At 64.2% G+C, this 18,602-nt stretch carries 20 protein-coding genes and 1 pseudogene; 20 read left to right on the top strand and 1 reads right to left on the bottom strand.

Features of this window, described 5'->3' with window-relative positions; all coding sequences use genetic code 11:
• Window positions 1-55 precede the first annotated feature (55 nt).
• The 8 genes from ftsZ (at window position 56) to dnaE (ending at window position 8,925) form a co-directional block, all read left to right on the top strand.
• Window positions 56-1,309 (top strand): cell division protein FtsZ, encoded by a 1,254-nt coding sequence (gene ftsZ, locus O3684_RS05985; RefSeq protein ID WP_500062428.1) that lies wholly within the window; start codon window positions 56-58, stop codon window positions 1,307-1,309.
• A complete protein-coding gene (locus O3684_RS05980; protein ID WP_500065627.1) occupies window positions 1,309-2,067 on the top strand; it encodes a purine nucleoside phosphorylase YfiH/LACC1 family protein in 759 nt (252 codons plus the stop codon). The genes ftsZ and O3684_RS05980 overlap by 1 nt, the downstream gene beginning before the upstream one ends.
• Window positions 2,068-2,243: 176 nt before the next feature.
• Complete coding sequence (locus tag O3684_RS05975; protein WP_500065625.1) at window positions 2,244-2,696, top strand: cell division protein SepF; 453 nt, start codon at window positions 2,244-2,246, stop codon at window positions 2,694-2,696.
• 8 nt (window positions 2,697-2,704) lie between these two features.
• The gene (locus tag O3684_RS05970) at window positions 2,705-3,016 is read left to right on the top strand and encodes a YggT family protein (protein WP_500065623.1); all 312 of its coding nucleotides are present in this window, start codon (window positions 2,705-2,707) and stop codon (window positions 3,014-3,016) included.
• 172 nt (window positions 3,017-3,188) lie between these two features.
• On the top strand, window positions 3,189-3,767 hold the full coding sequence (locus tag O3684_RS05965; RefSeq protein WP_500062424.1) for a DivIVA domain-containing protein: 579 nt from the start codon (window positions 3,189-3,191) through the stop codon (window positions 3,765-3,767).
• A 68-nt stretch (window positions 3,768-3,835) separates the two neighbouring features.
• Window positions 3,836-4,339 carry a signal peptidase II gene (gene lspA / locus O3684_RS05960; protein ID WP_500062423.1) on the top strand — a complete coding sequence of 168 codons (504 nt, stop codon included), beginning with the start codon at window positions 3,836-3,838 and terminating at the stop codon, window positions 4,337-4,339.
• Window positions 4,340-4,347: 8 nt separating this feature from the next.
• Window positions 4,348-5,253 carry an RluA family pseudouridine synthase gene (locus O3684_RS05955; protein ID WP_500065727.1) on the top strand — a complete coding sequence of 302 codons (906 nt, stop codon included), beginning with the start codon at window positions 4,348-4,350 and terminating at the stop codon, window positions 5,251-5,253.
• A 129-nt stretch (window positions 5,254-5,382) separates the two neighbouring features.
• Window positions 5,383-8,925: a DNA polymerase III subunit alpha gene (gene dnaE / locus O3684_RS05950; RefSeq protein ID WP_500065621.1), complete on the top strand. Its 3,543-nt coding sequence runs from the start codon at window positions 5,383-5,385 to the stop codon at window positions 8,923-8,925.
• Between the two features lie 54 nt (window positions 8,926-8,979).
• Here dnaE and O3684_RS05945 read toward each other — a convergent pair whose 3' ends face one another.
• Entirely contained in the window at window positions 8,980-9,210 is a 231-nt protein-coding gene (locus O3684_RS05945; protein WP_500065619.1) for an RNA-binding S4 domain-containing protein, read from the bottom strand.
• Window positions 9,211-9,304: 94 nt separating this feature from the next.
• Here O3684_RS05945 and O3684_RS05940 point away from each other — a divergent pair, with 94 nt between their 5' ends.
• The 12 genes and pseudogenes from O3684_RS05940 to O3684_RS05885 all read left to right on the top strand — a co-directional run.
• On the top strand, window positions 9,305-9,952 hold the full coding sequence (locus tag O3684_RS05940; RefSeq protein WP_500065617.1) for a hypothetical protein: 648 nt from the start codon (window positions 9,305-9,307) through the stop codon (window positions 9,950-9,952).
• A complete protein-coding gene (locus O3684_RS05935; RefSeq protein ID WP_500065615.1) occupies window positions 9,949-10,674 on the top strand; it encodes a HisA/HisF-related TIM barrel protein in 726 nt (241 codons plus the stop codon). The genes O3684_RS05940 and O3684_RS05935 overlap by 4 nt, the downstream gene beginning before the upstream one ends.
• Complete coding sequence (locus O3684_RS05930; protein WP_500065613.1) at window positions 10,671-11,438, top strand: SseB family protein; 768 nt, start codon at window positions 10,671-10,673, stop codon at window positions 11,436-11,438. Before O3684_RS05935 ends, O3684_RS05930 begins: the two co-directional genes overlap by 4 nt.
• Window positions 11,439-11,711: 273 nt before the next feature.
• Window positions 11,712-12,377 carry a translation initiation factor IF-3 gene (gene infC / locus O3684_RS05925; RefSeq protein WP_082157705.1) on the top strand — a complete coding sequence of 222 codons (666 nt, stop codon included), beginning with the start codon at window positions 11,712-11,714 and terminating at the stop codon, window positions 12,375-12,377.
• A 36-nt stretch (window positions 12,378-12,413) separates the two neighbouring features.
• Window positions 12,414-12,608, top strand: coding sequence for a 50S ribosomal protein L35 (rpmI, locus tag O3684_RS05920; protein ID WP_005871559.1), 195 nt, complete (start codon window positions 12,414-12,416; stop codon window positions 12,606-12,608).
• Window positions 12,609-12,635: 27 nt separating this feature from the next.
• Window positions 12,636-13,016 carry a 50S ribosomal protein L20 gene (gene rplT, locus O3684_RS05915; protein ID WP_007587751.1) on the top strand — a complete coding sequence of 127 codons (381 nt, stop codon included), beginning with the start codon at window positions 12,636-12,638 and terminating at the stop codon, window positions 13,014-13,016.
• Between the two features lie 3 nt (window positions 13,017-13,019).
• The gene (locus O3684_RS05910; RefSeq protein WP_500065611.1) at window positions 13,020-13,868 is read left to right on the top strand and encodes a TrmH family RNA methyltransferase; all 849 of its coding nucleotides are present in this window, start codon (window positions 13,020-13,022) and stop codon (window positions 13,866-13,868) included.
• A gap of 46 nt (window positions 13,869-13,914) precedes the next feature.
• Window positions 13,915-14,910 (top strand): thiamine-phosphate kinase, encoded by a 996-nt coding sequence (gene thiL, locus O3684_RS05905; RefSeq protein ID WP_500065609.1) that lies wholly within the window; start codon window positions 13,915-13,917, stop codon window positions 14,908-14,910.
• A 78-nt stretch (window positions 14,911-14,988) separates the two neighbouring features.
• Window positions 14,989-15,180: a hypothetical protein gene (locus tag O3684_RS05900; RefSeq protein WP_500062415.1), complete on the top strand. Its 192-nt coding sequence runs from the start codon at window positions 14,989-14,991 to the stop codon at window positions 15,178-15,180.
• A gap of 189 nt (window positions 15,181-15,369) precedes the next feature.
• Window positions 15,370-16,506: a zinc ribbon domain-containing protein gene (locus tag O3684_RS05895; protein ID WP_500065607.1), complete on the top strand. Its 1,137-nt coding sequence runs from the start codon at window positions 15,370-15,372 to the stop codon at window positions 16,504-16,506.
• Between the two features lie 198 nt (window positions 16,507-16,704).
• Window positions 16,705-17,835 carry a hypothetical protein gene (locus O3684_RS05890; protein ID WP_500065726.1) on the top strand — a complete coding sequence of 377 codons (1,131 nt, stop codon included), beginning with the start codon at window positions 16,705-16,707 and terminating at the stop codon, window positions 17,833-17,835.
• A 411-nt stretch (window positions 17,836-18,246) separates the two neighbouring features.
• Window positions 18,247-18,602: pseudogene (locus O3684_RS05885) on the top strand (hypothetical protein); the annotation flags it as partial.

Genomic DNA, 18,602 nt, shown 5'->3' with positions numbered 1-18,602 from the left:
CGTTAAACATCAACCTTCAACTAAAGGTTGAGGGTCTGATGCAAGGGAGACATCCATGGCGACACCGCAAAACCACCTGGCAGTGATCAAGGTCGTCGGCGTCGGCGGCGGCGGAGTTAACGCCGTGAACCGAATGATCGAGGTCGGCCTCAAGGGCGTTGAGTTCATCGCGGTCAACACTGACGCGCAGGCTCTGCTCATGTCTGACGCAGAGACGAAGCTCGACATCGGCCGCGAACTCACGCACGGCCTCGGAGCCGGCGCGGACCCCGCAGTCGGCCGTAAGGCTGCCGAGGACCACATCGAGGAAATCACTGCTGCGCTTGAGGGCGCGGACATGGTTTTCGTGACCGCTGGTGAGGGCGGTGGCACGGGTACGGGTGCGGCCCCTGTTGTTGCCAAGATCGCTCGCGACGCGGGTGCCCTGACCGTCGGTGTCGTGACCCGCCCCTTCTCCTTCGAGGGTAACCGCCGTGCGGCTCAGGCCGAGGGTGGTGTCACGACCCTGCGCGAAGAGGTCGACACCCTGATCGTCATCCCGAACGACCGTCTTCTGGAAATCTCCGACGCGAACATCTCCGTTCTCGATGCCTTCCGTGCTGCCGACCAGGTTCTCCTGTCGGGCGTTCAGGGCATCACTGAGCTGATTACGACTCCGGGTCTCATTAACGTGGACTTCAACGATGTCAAGTCCGTCATGAAGGATGCGGGTTCGGCTCTCATGGGTATTGGCGCCGCGACCGGCGAAGATCGTGCTCTGCGCGCCGTCGAGAGCGCGATCTCCTCGCCGCTGCTTGAGGCTTCGATCGACGGTGCGCATGGCGTCCTCATGTTCTTCCAGGGTGGCTCGGACCTCAGCCTCCAGGAAGTCTTCGCGTCCTCGCAGCTTGTGCGTGAGGCCGCGCACCCCGAGGCGAACATCATCTTTGGTAATGTCATCGACGATGCTCTCGGCGATGAGATTCGTGTCACCGTTATCGCCGCTGGCTTCGACGACGTGGCCGATGCTCAGATGTCGCGTCCTTCCGCCGCCCGCGTTGCAGCCCCCGTTGCTCAGCAGCGTCCCGCCGCCCCCGAGGCAAAGGCGCCCGCCGCTGAGACGACACGCATTAGCCAGGTGTCGACGCGCCGTCCCCAGCATCGCGCGAACGTCGCCGCTCCTGTGCGCGAGGCCGCACCGGCTCCTGTTGAGGCGCCCGCCGCGGTGGAGTACGAGGAGTCTGAGTCTGAGCACTCCTTTGAGGTGCCTCGCATCTACCCCGAGGCCCCCGAGAAGGAAGAGCTGGATATTCCGCCCTTCCTGCGCTGATGACTGACATTGCTTGGGCCGGTGCCCGGGTTCACCTCACCGAGGTGGACCCGGGCACCGGTGCGCTTTGTGGCAATGTCGGATTGCATGTGGGGGATGATCCGTCCCTCGTACGCGAACGACGGCGCGCTCTTGCGGAGGCGCTGGGACGCGACGTCGTTTGGATGGATCAGACGCACTCGACTCGGGTCGAGTTCCTGCGGATGTGCGGTGGCGTTCCCTGGAGCGTGGAGCGCGGCGATGCGCTTGAGCAGCCAGCAGCGGGGGAGTGGGGACCCGTCGATGCTGACGGGATCATCATTGACGCCCGCGGGCGGGCGGATGCTCCTGGTCTCGCCGTGCAGACCGCGGACTGTTTGCCGGTCGTTTTCTCTGCCGCATCCGGGCGGATTGTCGCTGCTGTCCACGCGGGCAGGCGTGGGCTCCTCGGAGGGATACTCACTCGTGCCGCGCAGCGCATACGTGCTGTCGTTGACGGTCCTGTGGATGCCCTCATCGGTCCGGCTATCTGCGGACGATGCTACGAGGTGCCCGCGGACATGGCCGCGGCGAGTGAGCGCTCGATGCCGGGGATCCGCAGCCTGACGTCGTGGGGAACACCGGCTCTCGATCTTCCTCGCGCCGCCGCCGCATCTCTCATCGAGCTGGGTGTTCGGGTCGATGTCGATGACCGGTGCACGCTCGAAGACTCTGGCTTGTTTTCCTATCGCGCTGACTCCTCGTGCGGACGTCAAGCGCTCATTATCGTGCCTGCCTGAGAGCGAGCGGGTGCCCAGCGCGCGGCGGCAAACCGTCGCCTCGGTTGGTTTTGTGCGCGTGGAACCCCGCATGACGCGCCTCGCCGCCCCGTTCCTTGCGACGCGCCGACGCCGCTGCGCCGCCTCGTCGTCAAGCGCCTGTAGCTTGTGGCTATGCATCGGCTGAAGGAGGAACAATGAGCGAGTCGTTCGGTGCACGCGCACGTAAGTTCATGGGCTGGTACTCACCCGAGGAGCCCATCGACGAATTCGAAGAATTCGATGAGGTTGAAGAGGTGGCACCCGTGGCCGACATTACTCCTGTGTCTCGTCCGACCCTGACGAGTATTCGTCGGGAGGAGCCCGTCGAGGATCTCACGCGCATCGTGACGATCCACCCGACCGCATACTCTGATGCCGTCACGATCGGCGAGGCGTTCCGCGATGGCACGCCCGTCATTATCAACCTCACCGACATGGGTGAGGAAGAGGCCCGTCGTCTCGTGGACTTTGCAGCCGGTCTGACCTTCGGCCTGCGCGGCGTGATTGAGCGCGTGACGAACCGCGTCTTCCTCCTGTCCCCGGCCTCGGTCGAGGTTCAGGGTGATAACACGTCGGGACGCCGCGGTTCCCTCTACAACCAGGGCTGAGAGGCTTCGTGGTCGTCCTCGGCTGGTTCGGGTGGGGGCTGAGTGTCCTCATCAACCTGTACATGATGGTGCTGTTCGCGCGCGTCATTCTGGACTGGATTCAGTTTTTCGCGCGCGGATGGCGTCCCAGCGGGATCCTGCTTGTTGTCGCGAATGCGCTGTACACGCTCACAGACCCTCCGATCCGTTGGATTGGGCGCTTTATTCCACCCCTGCGCGTCGGCGGTGGCATGGCAATCGATGTTGGTTTCATGGTGTTGTTCCTGGTCCTTATCGTTGCGCAGCGCTTGGCGAATGTTCTCTACTTCATGAGTCTGTAGCCATCAAATCTCGAGATGAGAGGCCCCACAAAAATGGACCTCTTCTCGTGATGGATGTTGCTAGTGTGACAATTTCAGTTATTATTTTCGTGACGTGATAGCGGGCGGCCTTCCCGGTCGTCCAGGCGTGCGGGTTCCGCGCGTCCAATCGAAACGACCGAGAGGCGAAGAAATGGCCCTGCTCACTACCGAGGATGTCCTCAACAAGAAGTTCCAGTACGTCAAGTTCCGCGAGGGATACGACCAGGACGAGGTTGATGAGTTCCTCGATGAGGTTGTCTCCACCATCTACTCCCTGCAGATGGAGAACCAGGATCTGAAGGAGAAGCTTGAGGCTGCGGAGCGCCGCGTTGCCGAGCTGTCCAACTCCGACTACACCCCCGCCGAGACCCCCGCCCCCGTTGCGGCCCCGGCCGTCGAGACCCCGGCTCCTGCTGCTGCCCTCACCGGTCCGCAGGATGCGGAGTCCGCCACCTCGATGCTGGCCCTCGCTCAGCGCGTCCACGACGAGTACGTGCGCGACGGCGAAGAGCAGAGTGCAAAGATCATCGCCGAGGCCAACGCCGAGCGCGAGAAGATCATCGCCGACGCTCAGACACAGAAGGATTCGCTGCTCTCCCAGCTCGACCAGGAGCGCGAGCTGCTCGAGAACAAGATCAACGGTCTGCGTACCTTCGAGGCCGAGTACCGCACGAACCTGCGCAGCCACCTCGAGACCCTGCTCAACGAGGTTGGCAACGGCGAGAACTGATCGCAATCGTCAATCGGCGGCGGTGCACTTCGTGGTGCGCCGCCGCCGCTCGTTTAAGATAGGGAACCATGGCTGACTCCTCCCACCCGATCCGCACTCGTTCGACGTGGATCTACGCGGGCCTCGTGTTCGCGGTCGCGATTATCACCGATCAGGCGTCGAAGATGTGGGCGCGCGCCGTCCTCGATGCTTCGGAGCCCATCCCCCTGATCGGGCAGTGGCTGTCGCTCAGGCTTGTCCACAACTCGGGTGCCGCGTTCTCTTTTGCGGCTGGGAAGACCTGGATTCTGACGATTTTCACCGTGGTGATCATCGGCGTGCTCGCGGTTCTCGCCCGTCGCGTGCATCGCGCTTCGACGCTGCTGGCGATCGCGCTGCTGGCGGGTGGGGCGGTCGGTAACCTCATCGACCGGCTGACGGCCGAACCCGGCTTCGGCGTCGGCCACGTCACCGATTTCATCGCATACGGCACCTGGTTCGTCGGCAATGTCGCTGATATCTGGATCGTTCTTGGGGCGCCGCTGCTCGCGCTCGCGCTCTCCCGGGAGCCTTCGAAGGAGGAGGCGCAGTGAGCTCGCGTATGCTTCCCGTTCCCGACGCCCTGGTGGGCGAGAGGGTCGATGCTGCCCTGGCGCGCATGCTTGGGCTGTCGCGTTCGCGCTGCGCGGAGCTGGCGGGGGAGGGGCACGTCCTCATTAACGGTGTTGCCGCGGGGAAATCGGATCGCCTCGGTGCCCTCGACATTATCGAGGTGACGATCCCGGAGCCTGAGAATAAGCCGACCCCGGTCACCGATATGACGATCCTGTACGACGACGAGGACATCGTCGTCGTCGATAAGCCTGTGGGCGTCGCCGCCCACACCGGCCCGGGATGGGAAGGCCCCACGGTCCTGGGTAACTTGGAGGCCGCGGGGTACCGCATCACCAGCTACGGCCCTCCCGAGCGTCAGGGCATCGTTCACCGACTCGACGTGGGGACGTCGGGCGCGATGATGGTTGCCAAGTCCGAGCTCGCCTACACGGTCATGAAGCGTGCTTTCAAGGAGCGCACGATCGAGAAGATGTATCACGCGGTTGTGGCTGGTCACCTTGACCCGGCCTCGGGCACGATTGATGCCCCGATCGGGCGTCATCCGTCGCGCGAATGGCGCATGGCTGTGATCGACAGCGGTAAGCGCGCGGTCACTCACTACGACACGCTGGAGCTCATGGCGGGTGCTCAGCTCACCGAGGTGCACCTTGAGACGGGGCGCACCCACCAGATCCGCGTGCACATGGCAGCCGTCGGACATCCGTGTGTCGGAGATACGTTCTACGGTGCCGATCCCACGCAGGCCGAGCGCCTGGGGCTGACCCGTCAGTGGCTGCACGCGGTGCGCCTCGGCTTCACTCACCCGCGCACGGGGATGCCGATGAGTGTGTCCAGTCCGTACCCGGCCGATCTCGAGGCCGCGCTCGAGGAGCTGCGACACCCCCGCAACTGACCTGTCGAGGCTGGATGAGTGCCCGGGCGCCCCGGCCTCGTCGCGGCCGGGTCACGCCGTGAGATGAACGACCGCTTGACGCGGGGCGTCCGTCGTCCTCGCGCGGGCCTCGGACAGTAGAATCGACGCATGGCTGATTCCTTCGTGCACCTTCACAATCACTCCGAGTACTCGATGCTCGACGGAGCTGCGAAGACGAAAGCGATGGCCCAGGAGGCTGCGCGCCTCGGGCAGCCGGCGATCGGCCTGACGGATCATGGCTACCTGTTCGGTGCCTTCGATTTCTACACGAACTGCAAGAACGCTGGCGTGAAGCCGATCATCGGCCTGGAGGCCTACGTCACGCCGGGAACCTCGCGTTTTGATCGCCAGAAGGTTTTGTGGGGTGAGCCGTGGCAGCGCGCCGACGACGTGAGCGCCGGCGGCTCCTACAACCACCTGACCCTGATCGCCTACAACACGACGGGCATGCACAACCTCTTTCGCTTGGGGTCCTACGCCTCGACGGACGGCCAGTTCGGCAAGTGGCCGCGCGCCGACAAGGAGCTGCTCAACCAGTTCCACGAGGGCCTCATCGTGTTCACGGGCTGCCCCTCGGGTGCCGTGCAGACGCGTCTGCGCCTGGGGCAGTGGGACGAGGCCGTGGCTGAGGCCGCGGAGCTTCGCGACATTTTCGGCGCGGAGAACTTCTACGTCGAGGTCATGGACCACGGCATCGACATCGAGCGGCGCACTCACCAGCAGGTCCTCGAGATCGCCAAGCTCATGAACGCGCCCCTGGTGGCCACCAACGACGCGCACTACGTCAAGCGCGACGACCGCAAGATCCAGGACGCGCTCCTGTGCATCAACTCCGGTTCGCGCATCAACGATCCTGATCGCTTTAAGTTCGACGGCGACGGCTACTACATCCGCTCGTCGGACGAGATGCGTTCGCTGTGGAGCGAACTGCCCGGTGCCTGCGACTCGACCCTCGAGATCGCGGAGCGCTGCGACGTGCATTTCACGACCACGAAGGAGGGCGCGAACTACATGCCCGACTTCCCGGTCCCCGAGGGGGAGGATAAGACCTCGTGGTTCATCAAGGAGGTCGAACGAGGCCTGCGTGATCGCTTCCCGAACGGTATCCCGGACGACGTGCGCAAGCAGGCCCAGTACGAGGAAGACGTCATTATTTCGATGGGATTCCCCGGCTACTTCCTCACCGTCGCCGACTACATCAACTGGGCGAAGTCGCAGGGCATCCGCGTGGGGCCGGGCCGTGGCTCGGGTGCCGGATCGATGGTCGCCTACGCCATGAAGATCACCGAGCTGAACCCCCTCGATCACGGCCTGATTTTCGAGCGATTCCTCAACCCCGAGCGAATCTCGATGCCTGACTTCGACGTCGACTTCGACGAACGTAGGCGCGACGAGGTCATCGCCTACGTCAAGCGCAAGTACGGCGAGGACCGCATTAGCCAGGTCGTCACCTACGGCACGATTAAGACCAAGCAGGCCCTGAAGGACTCCGCGCGCATTCTGGGCAAGGACTTCAAAGTCGGCGAGCAGCTCACCAAGGCTCTGCCCCCGGCGATCATGGGCAAGGACATCACGGTCCACGGCATCTTCGACGAGAAGGACAAGCGCTACGCCGAGGCCTCGGAGTTCCGTAAGTTCTACGAGGAGAATCCCGACACGCACGAGGTCGTCCAGTACGCGCTCGGCTTGGAGGGGCTCACGCGCCAGTGGGGCGTGCACGCGTGTGCGGTCATCATGAGCTCCCACACGCTCACCGACATCATCCCGATTATGAAGCGCCCGCAGGACGGCGCGATCATCACGCAGTTCGACTACCCGACGTGCGAGACGCTGGGCCTGCTCAAGATGGACTTCCTGGGCCTGCGTAACCTCACGGTTGTGTCGGATGCGCTTGAAAACATCGCGCTCAACGGCAAGCCGGACCCGGACCTCGATCACCTGGCCTTCGACGATAAGAAGACGTATGAGCTGCTGGGACGAGGCGAGACCCTCGGCGTCTTCCAGCTCGATGGTGGTGGCATGCGCGACCTCCTCAAGCTCATGAAGCCCGACAACTTCGAAGACATCTCCGCCGTCGGCGCCCTGTACCGTCCGGGCCCGATGGGTGCGAACTCGCACACGAACTACGCGCTGCGTAAGAACGGGCGTCAGGAGATTACTCCTATCCACCCGGAGCTGGCGGAGCCGCTCGAGGACATCCTGGGAACTACCTTCGGTCTGATCGTGTACCAGGAGCAGGTCATGCAGATCGCGCAGAAGCTGGCGGGTTACTCGCTGGGCCAGGCAGACATCTTGCGTAAGGCGATGGGTAAGAAGAAGAAGGAGGTCCTGGACCAGCAGTTCAAGGGCTTCCGCCAGGGCATGGTCGATAACGGCTACTCCGAGGAGTCGATCAAGGCCCTGTGGGACGTCGTCGTTCCCTTCTCCGCGTACGCTTTCAACAAGGCGCACTCGGCGGCCTATGGCCTCGTCTCCTACTGGACGGCGTTCCTGAAGGCGAACTACCCGACGGAGTACATGGCGGCCCTGCTGACCTCGACGAAGGACAACAAGGATCGCCGTGCGCTCTACCTGGCGGAGTGTCGCCACATGGATATCACGGTCCTGCCCCCGGACGTGAACGCGTCGATGGGTAACTTTGCGCCTGACGGTGAGGCGATCCGCTTCGGCCTGAACGCCATCCAGAACGTGGGTGGCCCGGTCGTCGATGCGATCGTGGAGACTCGTGCCAAGAAGGGGCGTTTCTCCTCGTTCCAGGATTTCCTGGACAAGGTGCCCCAGGTGGTGTGCAACAAGCGTACGATCCAGTCCCTCATTCGTGCGGGCGCGTTCGACTCGATGGGGCACACGCGTCGCGCCCTCCTCGCGCGCTGCGACGAGGCCGTGGACGCGATCATCGATGTGAAGCGCAACGAGGCGATCGGGCAGTTCGACCTCTTCGGTGCGCTCGGGGAGGACGAGGACACGGGCTCGGGCCTGACGATCGACATCCCGGACCTGCCCGAGTTCGACCGCAAGACGAAGCTGGCGGCCGAGCGTGAGATGCTGGGCCTGTACGTTTCGGACCACCCGCTGCGCGGTGTGGAGGCGGCGCTGGCTCGCCACCAGGATTACGAGATTGCTCAGGTCGTCGGCTCCGATGGGGCGATGGCGGATCGCATCGTGAAGATCGCGGGCCTCGTGTCCGGTGTGACGACGAAGGTGACGAAGCAAGGTAACGCGTGGGCGATTGCGACGATCGAGGACCTGTCGGGTTCCGTGGACGTGCTCTTCTTCCCGCGTTCCTACGAGTCGATTCAGACCTACCTCGCCCAGGACATCATCGTCCAGATCGAGGGCAAGGTGAACGTGCGTGAGGAGGGCATGACCATCTATGGCCAGTCGATGACCCTCCTGGATCTGTCGGGTGGGGCGGACCTGCCGCTCGACCTGCGCCTGCCCGCCGCGCGGTGCACACCCGAGCTCCTCACCGATCTGCGTGGCGTTCTCGAGTCCTACCCGGGTGGTTCCCCGGTGCGCCTGCACCTGACGGAACCGGGTCGCACGACAATTGTCGAGCTGGATCCGAAGCTGCGCGTCGAGCAAACGAGCGCCTTCTTCAGCCACATCAAGGCCGTCGTCGGCGCGGGCGGGGTCGTGACCTCGTCCTGACATGATGCGAGCCGGGCCCCGATGGGACTCGGCTCGCGCCGCTTGCTGCGGCGGCTAGGAGGCGGACCCGACGACCGCGGCTGCCCGGCCCCAGGGGGCATCGACCTCGACGAGATCACCGATGCTCAGGTGGTGGCCGCGGCGCGTCTCTACCTCGCCGTTGACGGTCACGTCGCCGGCCTGAATGAGTTCGCGGGCTTGGGCACCGTCCTCGGCGAGGGAGGCGAGCTTGACGAATTGGCCGAGCTTGATCTCCCCGCGCACGGGGATCGTCGGGGTGGTCATCGTGAGGTCCTTTCGCTGAGGGGAGAGCGCATCACGCGCGCGCTCGTGGATCAACAGTATCCTTGGAGAGAGATACACAGTGTTAGGAGGAGCGGTGAGCGCTCACAACGACGATATCGATGCTGAGTTCCAGTCGCTGGTTGCATCGCTGGGTGCATCGCCCGATGCGGGCGATTCCCTGCCGCCCCTCGACCCGGACGATACGCCCGTCGACGAGTCTTTGCACCTGGATGGCGGCCGTCTCTCGGTTGCCCTCGTGCTCGCCCCGATTTCCTATCCGGAGGCGCTGCATTCGCTGCTCGCACTGTCGGGCGTGCGCGAGTCGATCGTACGTCTCAAGCCGTGGACTGCCGTCTGGCTGCGTGTTGAGACGACTCCGACTGATGAGGAGGAGCTCGATGCGCTGCTCACCGGCCAGCGCCCGATGCCCGACGCCGTGGACCGAGTCGCCCGTGCGGTGTCGAACCTGTCGAAGTATGGGGCAGTTGCCCTCATGAGCTGGCTCGTGGAGGGGGACGGCGTGGAGCCCGGGGTCTCGGGTCGTATTTCCGCCCAGCGCTACGTGAGCGGAGAACCGGAGGAGACGATTCCCGCCGGCCTTCTGCTCGGTGCCATGCCCGCGGCGACGGAGGATCTGCTCCTGGGGCGCACGACGCCGGCCGACTACAAGGATTCCGTGGCCGCCGATGGCAGCTGCCAGGGTGGCGGCCCCTTCGGCTGGCTGCGACGCAAGCAATCATGACGGTTCTTCAGCTGCTGCCAGCGATCGACGTGACGGGCGGGCAGGCTGTGCGACTGTCCTCGGGATCGATCGACGACGGATCGTGGGGGAGTCCGATCGATGTCGCCCACTCCTTTCACGAGGCCGGGGCCCGCTGGGTGCACCTCGTCGACCTGGACCTGGCGTTTGATCGCGGTGAGAACTCTGAGTTGCTCGCGCGAGTCATCCATGAGGTTCCTGTGCGTGTCGAACTGTCGGGAGGCATCACGAACAGGGACGCCATCGAGGCTGGTTTAGCGATGGGACCCGAGCGCGTCAATATCGCGACGCAGGCGCTCGGAAACATTGACGCCGTGTGCGAAGCGATTGATACCTACGGCGAGCGCGTCGCCGTCTGCCTGGACGTGCGCGGCGATCACCTGGCCGCGCGCGGAGGTAGTAGCGAGGGCGGAAACGTCTGGGAGGCGCTGCACGCCTTGAACGAGGCGGGGGTGGCTCGCCTGGTCGTCACCGACGTGACGCGAGATGGCCAGATGAACGGCTCGAACAGGGACCTGTTGGCCCGGGTCGCGGACCGCACTCCCGCCCGCATCATCGCCTCCGGTGGGGTGAACTCCCTGGCCGACATCGAAGCGTTGCGCAGTCTCGGCATCGAGGGTGCGATTGTCGGAAAGGCACTCTATCAGGGCGCATTTACCCTGGCAGACGCGTTGGACGTCGCCGGATACGAGGAGCAGTCATGACCCCCACGCCGCCTTCCCTCACGGAGGAACAGAAGAATCGACTGGCGCAGCGCCTGTCGATGATGAGCCACGACCGCGCGGATGTCGGGCAGGGGCTTCCCCGTACCACCCGGGCGCTCGCGTTGGGCCGGGGGAACGACGCGGGAGCAGCTCAGCTCGAGGCGCTCGTTGACGCGCTCGTTTTCGAGCGCGTGATCGTGCCTATTGATGTTGAACCCGACCCGCGCGTGACGGGTATCCACGCCGGAGAAAACGGGCACAACCCGATTGACTTCGTGCGGGCACAGACCCCTGCGGGTGAGGCCCTCGCCATCTATTCGTCAGCCGATGCGCTGTCCGCCCACCGACCGGGGGACCGTCCGATGGCCCTCGACTTCCGCACGATCGGGCTGACCGCCCTCGTCGAGACCGGTGGACGCATCGTCGTCAACCCGGGCACTGACGCCGTGCTGCTGCCCCGCCCCGCCGTCGCTGCCCTCGCGCAGGGGGATGAGTGGCTGCCTGCATGGCGTGACGAGGCTCTGCGTGAGCTCCTGCTCGCCGAGGCCAGCGCCGCATGCCGTGCCATCGTCGACCTGGGCATCGTCTACGCGGGGGATGGACTGACGCGCGTCGTCGTGTCCGTCGACCGCGCGCGATTCGCGCGGGGGGAGGAGGCCTCATCGATGAAAGCTGAGCTGTCTGCGGCTCTGAACGCTGTGGGGACGAACCCGCGCCTCATTGCCTCGGCGGACCGAGTGGAGATCGCTCCCGTCCTGCGCTGAGCATACTCGGCGAGTGCCCACCGACGCGTGAGGCGCGCAATGATCGCTGATCTGGCACTCTCCCGCCATTTCTGGTATAGTAACTATGACCGTCTGGGCGAAAGCCCGGAACGCAAGCGGAGAAATCCCACCTGGATACCCGCCTCTCATCTGAGAGGATGCCGCCCATCAGGGTGTCGCGCAGGGGATCGGGTTCGGCGGTCAGCACCCGTGCGTGTTGACCCTATGGAAGCCTCCGTGCGCGTCGCGTAACGGAGGCTTTTCGTTTCGCGCATAAGGATTCTGTGGAAGGAGCCGCTCATCAGCGAGACTCGCATCAATGAGCGTATTCGAGTCCCCGAGGTTCGCCTCGTGGGACCCGGAGGTGAACAGGTCGGCGTCGTTCGAGTTGAGGACGCGCTGCGTCTGGCCGAAGAGGCCGGACTTGACCTGGTTGAGGTTGCGCCGAACGCTAAGCCGCCCGTCGCAAAGCTCATGGATTACGGCAAGTACAAGTACGAAGCCGCCCAGAAGGCCCGCGATGCTCGCCGTAACCAGGCGAACACGCAGCTGAAGGAAATCCGCTTCCGACTGAAGATCGACGATCATGACTTCGGTGTCAAGAAGGGCCACGTGGAGCGCTTCCTGTCCGCCGGCGACAAGGTCAAGGTCATGATCATGTTCCGCGGTCGAGAGCAGTCTCGCCCCGAGGCTGGCGTTCGCCTCCTGCAGCGCCTCGCCGAGGAAATCGGTGAGCTTGCCACCGTCGAGTCGATGCCCCGTCAGGACGGGCGCAACATGACGATGGTGCTGGCACCCACCAAGCGCAAGGCTGACGCCCTGACTGAGCAGCGCAAGCGCCGCGAGGCCGAGCGCGCTGAGCGCCGGGGCAAGCGCGCGGAGCGCGCCAGCAAGGACCAGGCCCGAGTGGCAGCCGACAAGGCTGACGAACAGGACTGACGGCGATACCCATCGCCTCACAACGAAGGAATAGAAATGCCGAAGAACAAGACTCATTCCGGTGCTAAGAAGCGCTTCCGCACGACCGGCTCGGGCAAGATCATGCGCGAGCAGGCCGGCGCCCGCCACCTGCTGGAGCACAAGTCCAGCCGCAAGACCCGTCGTCTGGCGACCGACCAGGTCCTGGAGACCGCTGACGTCAAGCGCGTCAAGCGTCTGCTGGGCAAGTGAGCTCGAGTTAGAGGAGAACAGTAGAAAATGGCACGTGTTAAGCGTTCTGTCAACGCCAAGAAGAAGCGTCGTACCGTACTCGAGCAGGCCTCCGGCTACCGCGGCCAGCGCTCGCGCATGTACCGTAAGGCCAAGGAGCAGGTCACTCACTCCTTCGTCTACTCCTACCGCGACCGCAAGGCCAAGAAGGGCGACTTCCGTCGTCTGTGGATCCAGCGCATTAACGCTGCGTCCCGCGCCCAGGGCCTGACCTACAACCGCCTCATCCAGGGCCTGAACCTGGCCGGCGTTGAGGTCGACCGTCGCATGCTGGCCGAGCTGGCCGTGAACGACATCAACGCGTTCAACGCCCTGGTGAAGGTCGCCAAGGACGCGCTGCCCGCCGACATCAACGCCCCCAAGGCCTGATAGGTGAGCTCTTCCGCCGAGCGCCTGACCCTTCTCGATAATCCCCGCGCCGATCGCGTGCGCAGGGTGTCGGGTCTGGTCGGGCGCTCGGCGCGTTCGCGCTGCGGCCTGATGCTCGTCGAGGGGCCTCAGGCCGTGCGCGAACTTGTCACGCACCGCGGCGCGTGCGTGCGTGACGTGTATGTGCGGCAGGACGCGTGGGAGGTCCACGCGGACGTCGTGGAGGCCGCCCGACGCGTGACGCGCTGGGTTCACCCGGTCACTCCTGAGGTATCGGCTGTGCTCTCGGGGGATTCCCAGGGAATCTGTGCGGTTGCTTCGTTGGATGCCCTCTCGCGAGAGCTGCCTGAGCCGAGCGTGGGCGAGACGATCGTCGTGCTTGCCCAGGGACGCGATCCCGGTAACGTCGGTACGATCATTCGCACGGCGGACGCGTTCGGCGCGGTTGGTGTCGTGGCCGTCGCGGGAACGGTGGATACCGCGAGTCCGAAGGTCGTGCGCTCGAGTGCCGGTTCTGTTTTCCATATTCCCGTGTGCGTTGTTCCGTCCTTTGCCGAAGCCCGCGCCCTCATTCACGGCCGTAGCGCTGCTCTCCTGGGCACCAGCGGCGGTGCGGGTTCACTGAGCTTGTCTGACCTCCTCGTGCAAGGGGTATCCGCTCGCTCCCGCCTGTCTCAGTCCCACGCCTGGGTGTTTGGGAACGAGGCGCGAGGCCTGTCGGGGGACGAGATGCGCCTGTGCGACGCGCTCGTGTCGATTCCGATGACGGGGGACGCGGAGTCCTTGAACGTGGCCAGCGCGGCAGCGACGTGCCTCTTCGCCTCGCAGACCGTGCGAGGCCTGGAAAGGTAAGTTGCCCTCGCGGCGCAGCGAGGCGCACGCGACTAGGCTGTCTTTCATGAAGTTAGGTGACCTGTCCGAGGCCCAGTTGGTGTCCCATTTCCGCGAGTCTTTCCCGCGTGGCGAGCGCACGATCATTGGCATCGGCGACGACTGCGCCGAGGTCGCAGCTCCCGAAGGCTCGTTTATCGTGACGACGGATGTCATGGTGGAGGACCAGCATTTTCACCTCTCGTGGTCAACCGGCTACGAGGTCGGTGCCCGCGTTGCCGCCCAGAATCTCGCGGATATTGATGCGATGGGCGGACGGCCCTCAGCTCTGGTCGCATCGGTGGTGGCTCCCCGGAACATGGACGCTGACGTATTCCTGGACGTCGTACGAGGCCTGGGGGACCGCGCGCGTCAGGCCGACGCGGGCGTCGTCGGTGGAGACCTGAGCGCGGGGGAGAAGCTCGTTATTTCGATTACGGCCTTCGGCTATTGTCCGGGGCCGGTGGTGCGACGCGATGGCACGCGCCCCGGAGATGTCGTGGCGGTGAGCGGTACTCTCGGCTATTCCTACGCCGGCCTCGATCTCTTGGAGGGTGGACACGTCGATCCGTCGGCTCGAGGCGTTGAGCAGCTCGGTGACCTGGCTCCCTTTGTTGAGACCTACCGCGCGCCATCCCCTCCGCTCGGATCAGGCGTGGCTGCCGCCGCTGCGGGCGCGCGGGCCATGATGGATCTGTCAGATGGGCCGGCAGCGGACGCCACGCGTATCGCCAAGGCCTCGGGAGTCGTCATTGAGTTTGATCGGCCCGCGATCGAGGAGGAGGCCTGGCACCTGCAGGCACCGGCTCTGATCTGCCGAGCAGATCCGGTGAGGTGGGTGCTCCAGGGAGGCGAGGAGCACGGCATGCTCGCCGTATTCCCGCAGGACGCGCGGCTACCGGAGGGATTCCGAGTGCTCGGCCGAGCCCGCGCATGTGAGTCGGGTGAGGAACCCTGCGCAATGTTCGATGGAGAGGTCCTGCGCGGGGCGTGGGACCATTTCCAGACGGATTCCGTAGACTAGTGTGATGTGGGCCGCTGAGCGTGGGGCCGCTGGATGGCGGCGTGCTCAGCGCAGGAATCTGAGAGGAAGAGCGTAAGGATGAAGCGAACGACCGAAGGCCACGAGGCATCGTCCCGACCGATGTCGCGCGTGGCGCGTAAACTCGCGGAGTCGTCGGAGGAGATTCCAGCGACCGCCGGACTGTCCCTGCCCGCGCTGCGCGGTGATGCTTGCGTGCCGCCGACGAAGGCGCTGCCCGTCGTTGAGATGGAAACTGATAGCGACGACTGACACAGGGTCCTATACACCCGGTGCCCGTCCGTGTCTGCCCACGGGCACCCCATATCCGTAGTGTGATCGCTCTTTGACTATGGGCATCTGTGGCGTGATACTGAGCACGCCTGAATGACCGGTTGTCCAGGCATACGAGGTGTGTCGCTGGCTCGGTCACGGATTGTCAATGGGTGTGAGGAGCACATGATGGGCACAGAGAAAAATGAACCGATGGACGCGCCGATTCCGGTTCCGCAGGCGGGTCCCGCGGGGGCGAGCCCGGCGGCTGGTGGCGATGGAGGGGTGACTTTCACGCCGATGTCCGCGGCGAGTAAGAAACGCATCAAACTGATCGGGATCATCGTCGGTGTCCTCCTCGTGCTGGTGATCGCTGGCGTGGTCGCGATCAAGGTCGCCAATAGTTCGCGGACGCCCGAGGCCGAGGTGCGCAAGTATCTGGATCTGCTGGCGGCAGGTAATGCCAGCGCCGCAACTGCGATGGTCGACCCGGGCGTAGCCAACGACGAGCGCGTATTTTTGACGGATTCGGTGATGTCGTCAGCTCAGTCGCTGCTGGTTGTTGAAGACATCAGCGTTGGTGAGGGCGATAACGACGGTAAGAAAAGCGAGTCTGATACGCGTACGGTGACCGCGACCATGCAGGTCAACGGTGAGCGTTTCGTTCACGAGTTTACGGTGACGAAGACGAAGCCCACGATGGGTGTCTTGGACAACTGGCAGGTCAAGGATGCTCTGGTATCCAAGGTGAGCGTCGACGCCCGAGGATACAACCAGTTCACCGTCGGCGACGTGAGCGCCGACGCCCATCGGACGGGCCAGGACGGCGACGATGCGACTTTCCTCTTCTACCCGGGCGTGTACACGTTCACACCGGTCGCACCGAGCGAGTATGCCGAATCCAACCCGGAAACCGTGTCGATCCTCGGTGATTCGTGGAGTGGAGACGGTACCTCCGTCTCGATGACAGCCACCTACAACACGAAGCTCACGGCGGCGGCGCTCGATGCTGGCAAGGAGGTCGTCGACTCGTGCGCGTCCATCCCGGGCAACCAGAACGCCGTGTGTCCCTTCGCAATTCAGAGCGACGCGGTCACTGCGGTCTCCGGTGCCATGCCGAAGGCCCTCGGGCCGGTATCTCCGGATCAGCCGACATTCTTCCGGGCTGCTGTCACCTTCACGGCAACGTACTCGAACAAGTACTACATGGAGGGTACTCGCGACGTTGAAGCCAAGATAGAGATCATCGCGCAGTTGGATGACAACGACGTGCTCATTTTGGATGAGGATGGGAAGCCCGACTTCTCGGTAGGTTTTACGCGCTAACGCGCACACCTCGTGAGCTTCCTGCGCAGTGCCCGTCCGCGTGAAGCGGACGGGCACGGTTTATCCGCAGTGTGAGCGCTCTTTGACTGTGGGCATCTGTGGCGTGATACTGAGCACGCCTAAATGGCCGATTGTCCGGACACACGGGGTGTGCTGCTGGCTCGGTCACGGATTGTCAATGGGTGTGAGGAGCACATGATGGGCACTGAGAAGAACGAGTCGATGGATGCGCCGATTCCGGTTCCGCCGGCGGGGCCGGCGGGGGCGAGCCCGGCGGTTGCTGGCAACGGTGGGGTGGCTTTCACGCCGATGTCTGCGGCGAGTAAGAAGCGTGTGAAGCTGATTGGGATCGTGGTCGGTGTCCTCCTCGTGGTGGTGATTGCTGGCGTGGTGGCGATCAAGGTTGCCAATAGTTCGCGCACGCCCGAGGCCGAGGTGCGCAAGTATCTGGATCTGTTGGCGGCAGGTAATGCCAGCGCCGCAACTGCGATGGTCGATCCGGGCGTTCCGAACGATCAGCGAACCTTCCTCACTGACGGCGTCATGGCCTCGGCCCAGTCTCGCTTGGTCGTCGAAGATGTCGTTGCCGATAAGAACGATGAATCGAGCACGCGCTCGGTGACCGCGACTATGCAGGTCAACGGTGAGCGTTTCACGCACCAGTTCACAGTGACGAAAGCGAAGCCCACGATGGGCGTTCTGGGCAACTGGAGGGTCAAGGATGCTCTGGTGTCCGAGGTGAGTGTCGACGCTCAGGGATACGCCCAATTTACGGTCGGCGACGTGAGCGCCGATGCCCCTAAGAAGCAACTCATGGGGGAAGGGACAACGTTCTTCTTCTATCCGGGCGTATACACGTTTACGCCGGTCGCGCCGAGCGAATACGTCGATGCCACTCCCGAGACCGTTGCCGTGCTCGATGTCGTCCATCGCGGCAATACCGGCGGCGATGCGAGCGACGTGTCCCTGGTGGCTACTTACAACAATAATCTGAAGGATGCGGCGCTCGAAGCTGGCAAGGAGGTCATTGACTCGTGCGCATCCATCCCGGGCAACCAGAACTCCGTGTGTCCCTTAGCGATTCAGAGCGATGCGCTCACCGCGGTCTCGGTGAAGACCATGCCCGCGTCCATGGAGCCGCTGGCGAGCGACCCGGGAGCTTTCCAAGGACACGTCACCTTCACGGCAACGTACTCGAACAAGTACTACATGGAGGGAACGCGCGACGTGGATACCGCGCTGGTTCTCGATGTGCAGTTCGACAGCAACGGGCTCCTGAAGGTCGATCAGGACGGCAAGCCTGACTTTAGGGTGTCCTTCGCCCTCTGATAGTTGGCCGTCGCACACTATCCGTGTGGTGCTTGTCCGCTGGTGTGGACGGGCACCACACGTCTGTTATCCGATGCCGACTGGGTCTCGGTGTCCGGTGCGATGAGCGCGCGTCCTTGAGGTGCCATGACGCTATGGGATATTGTCGAGTTCGTATCCGTTGGTCCCTGCGTTATATCCCAGACGCGCAGATCGGCGACGCCAGCACAGTGAGGAGAGGCGATGGAACCGCACGCTAACGATGTGAGGCAGGGGATGAGCGTCCCACCTGCCGCTCCTGAACCTAATCCGCAGGTGCCACCACCCCCGGGCCCCTCGTCCAACCTGACCCCTCCCCATGCCCCCGCCAACCCTCAGTACATGGCCGTTCAGGCGCCCGTCGTGCCCCAGACGGGCGTGACCTTCACCCCGATGTCCACCAAGAGCCGCCGCCGCATTAAGGGCATCGTGATCGGCGTTGTGGCACTCGTCGTCCTCGTGGTTGCGGGAAGCGTCGCCCTGGCGATCGCGAACTGGACGCGCACTCCCGAGGCACAGGTCCGCCAGTATCTCGAGCTGCTCGCCGAGGGGAAGGCGAGCGCAGCAACTGCCATGGTTGATCCCGGTCTGCCCAATGACCAGCGCGGATTCCTCTCTGACCAGGTCATGGCCTCGGCGAGGGCCCGCATCGAGGTCGAGGACGTGACTGCCGATGATGCGGAGCACGCGAAGGAACGCGTCGTGACGGCGACGATGCGCCTCGACGGCGAGCGTTTCACCCGTTCCTT

It is taken from the genome of Pauljensenia sp. 20925_1_27 (genome assembly GCF_041432835.1).
Taxonomy (GTDB): domain Bacteria; phylum Actinomycetota; class Actinomycetes; order Actinomycetales; family Actinomycetaceae; genus Pauljensenia.
This window is presented reverse-complemented; position numbering and strand designations above follow the sequence as displayed.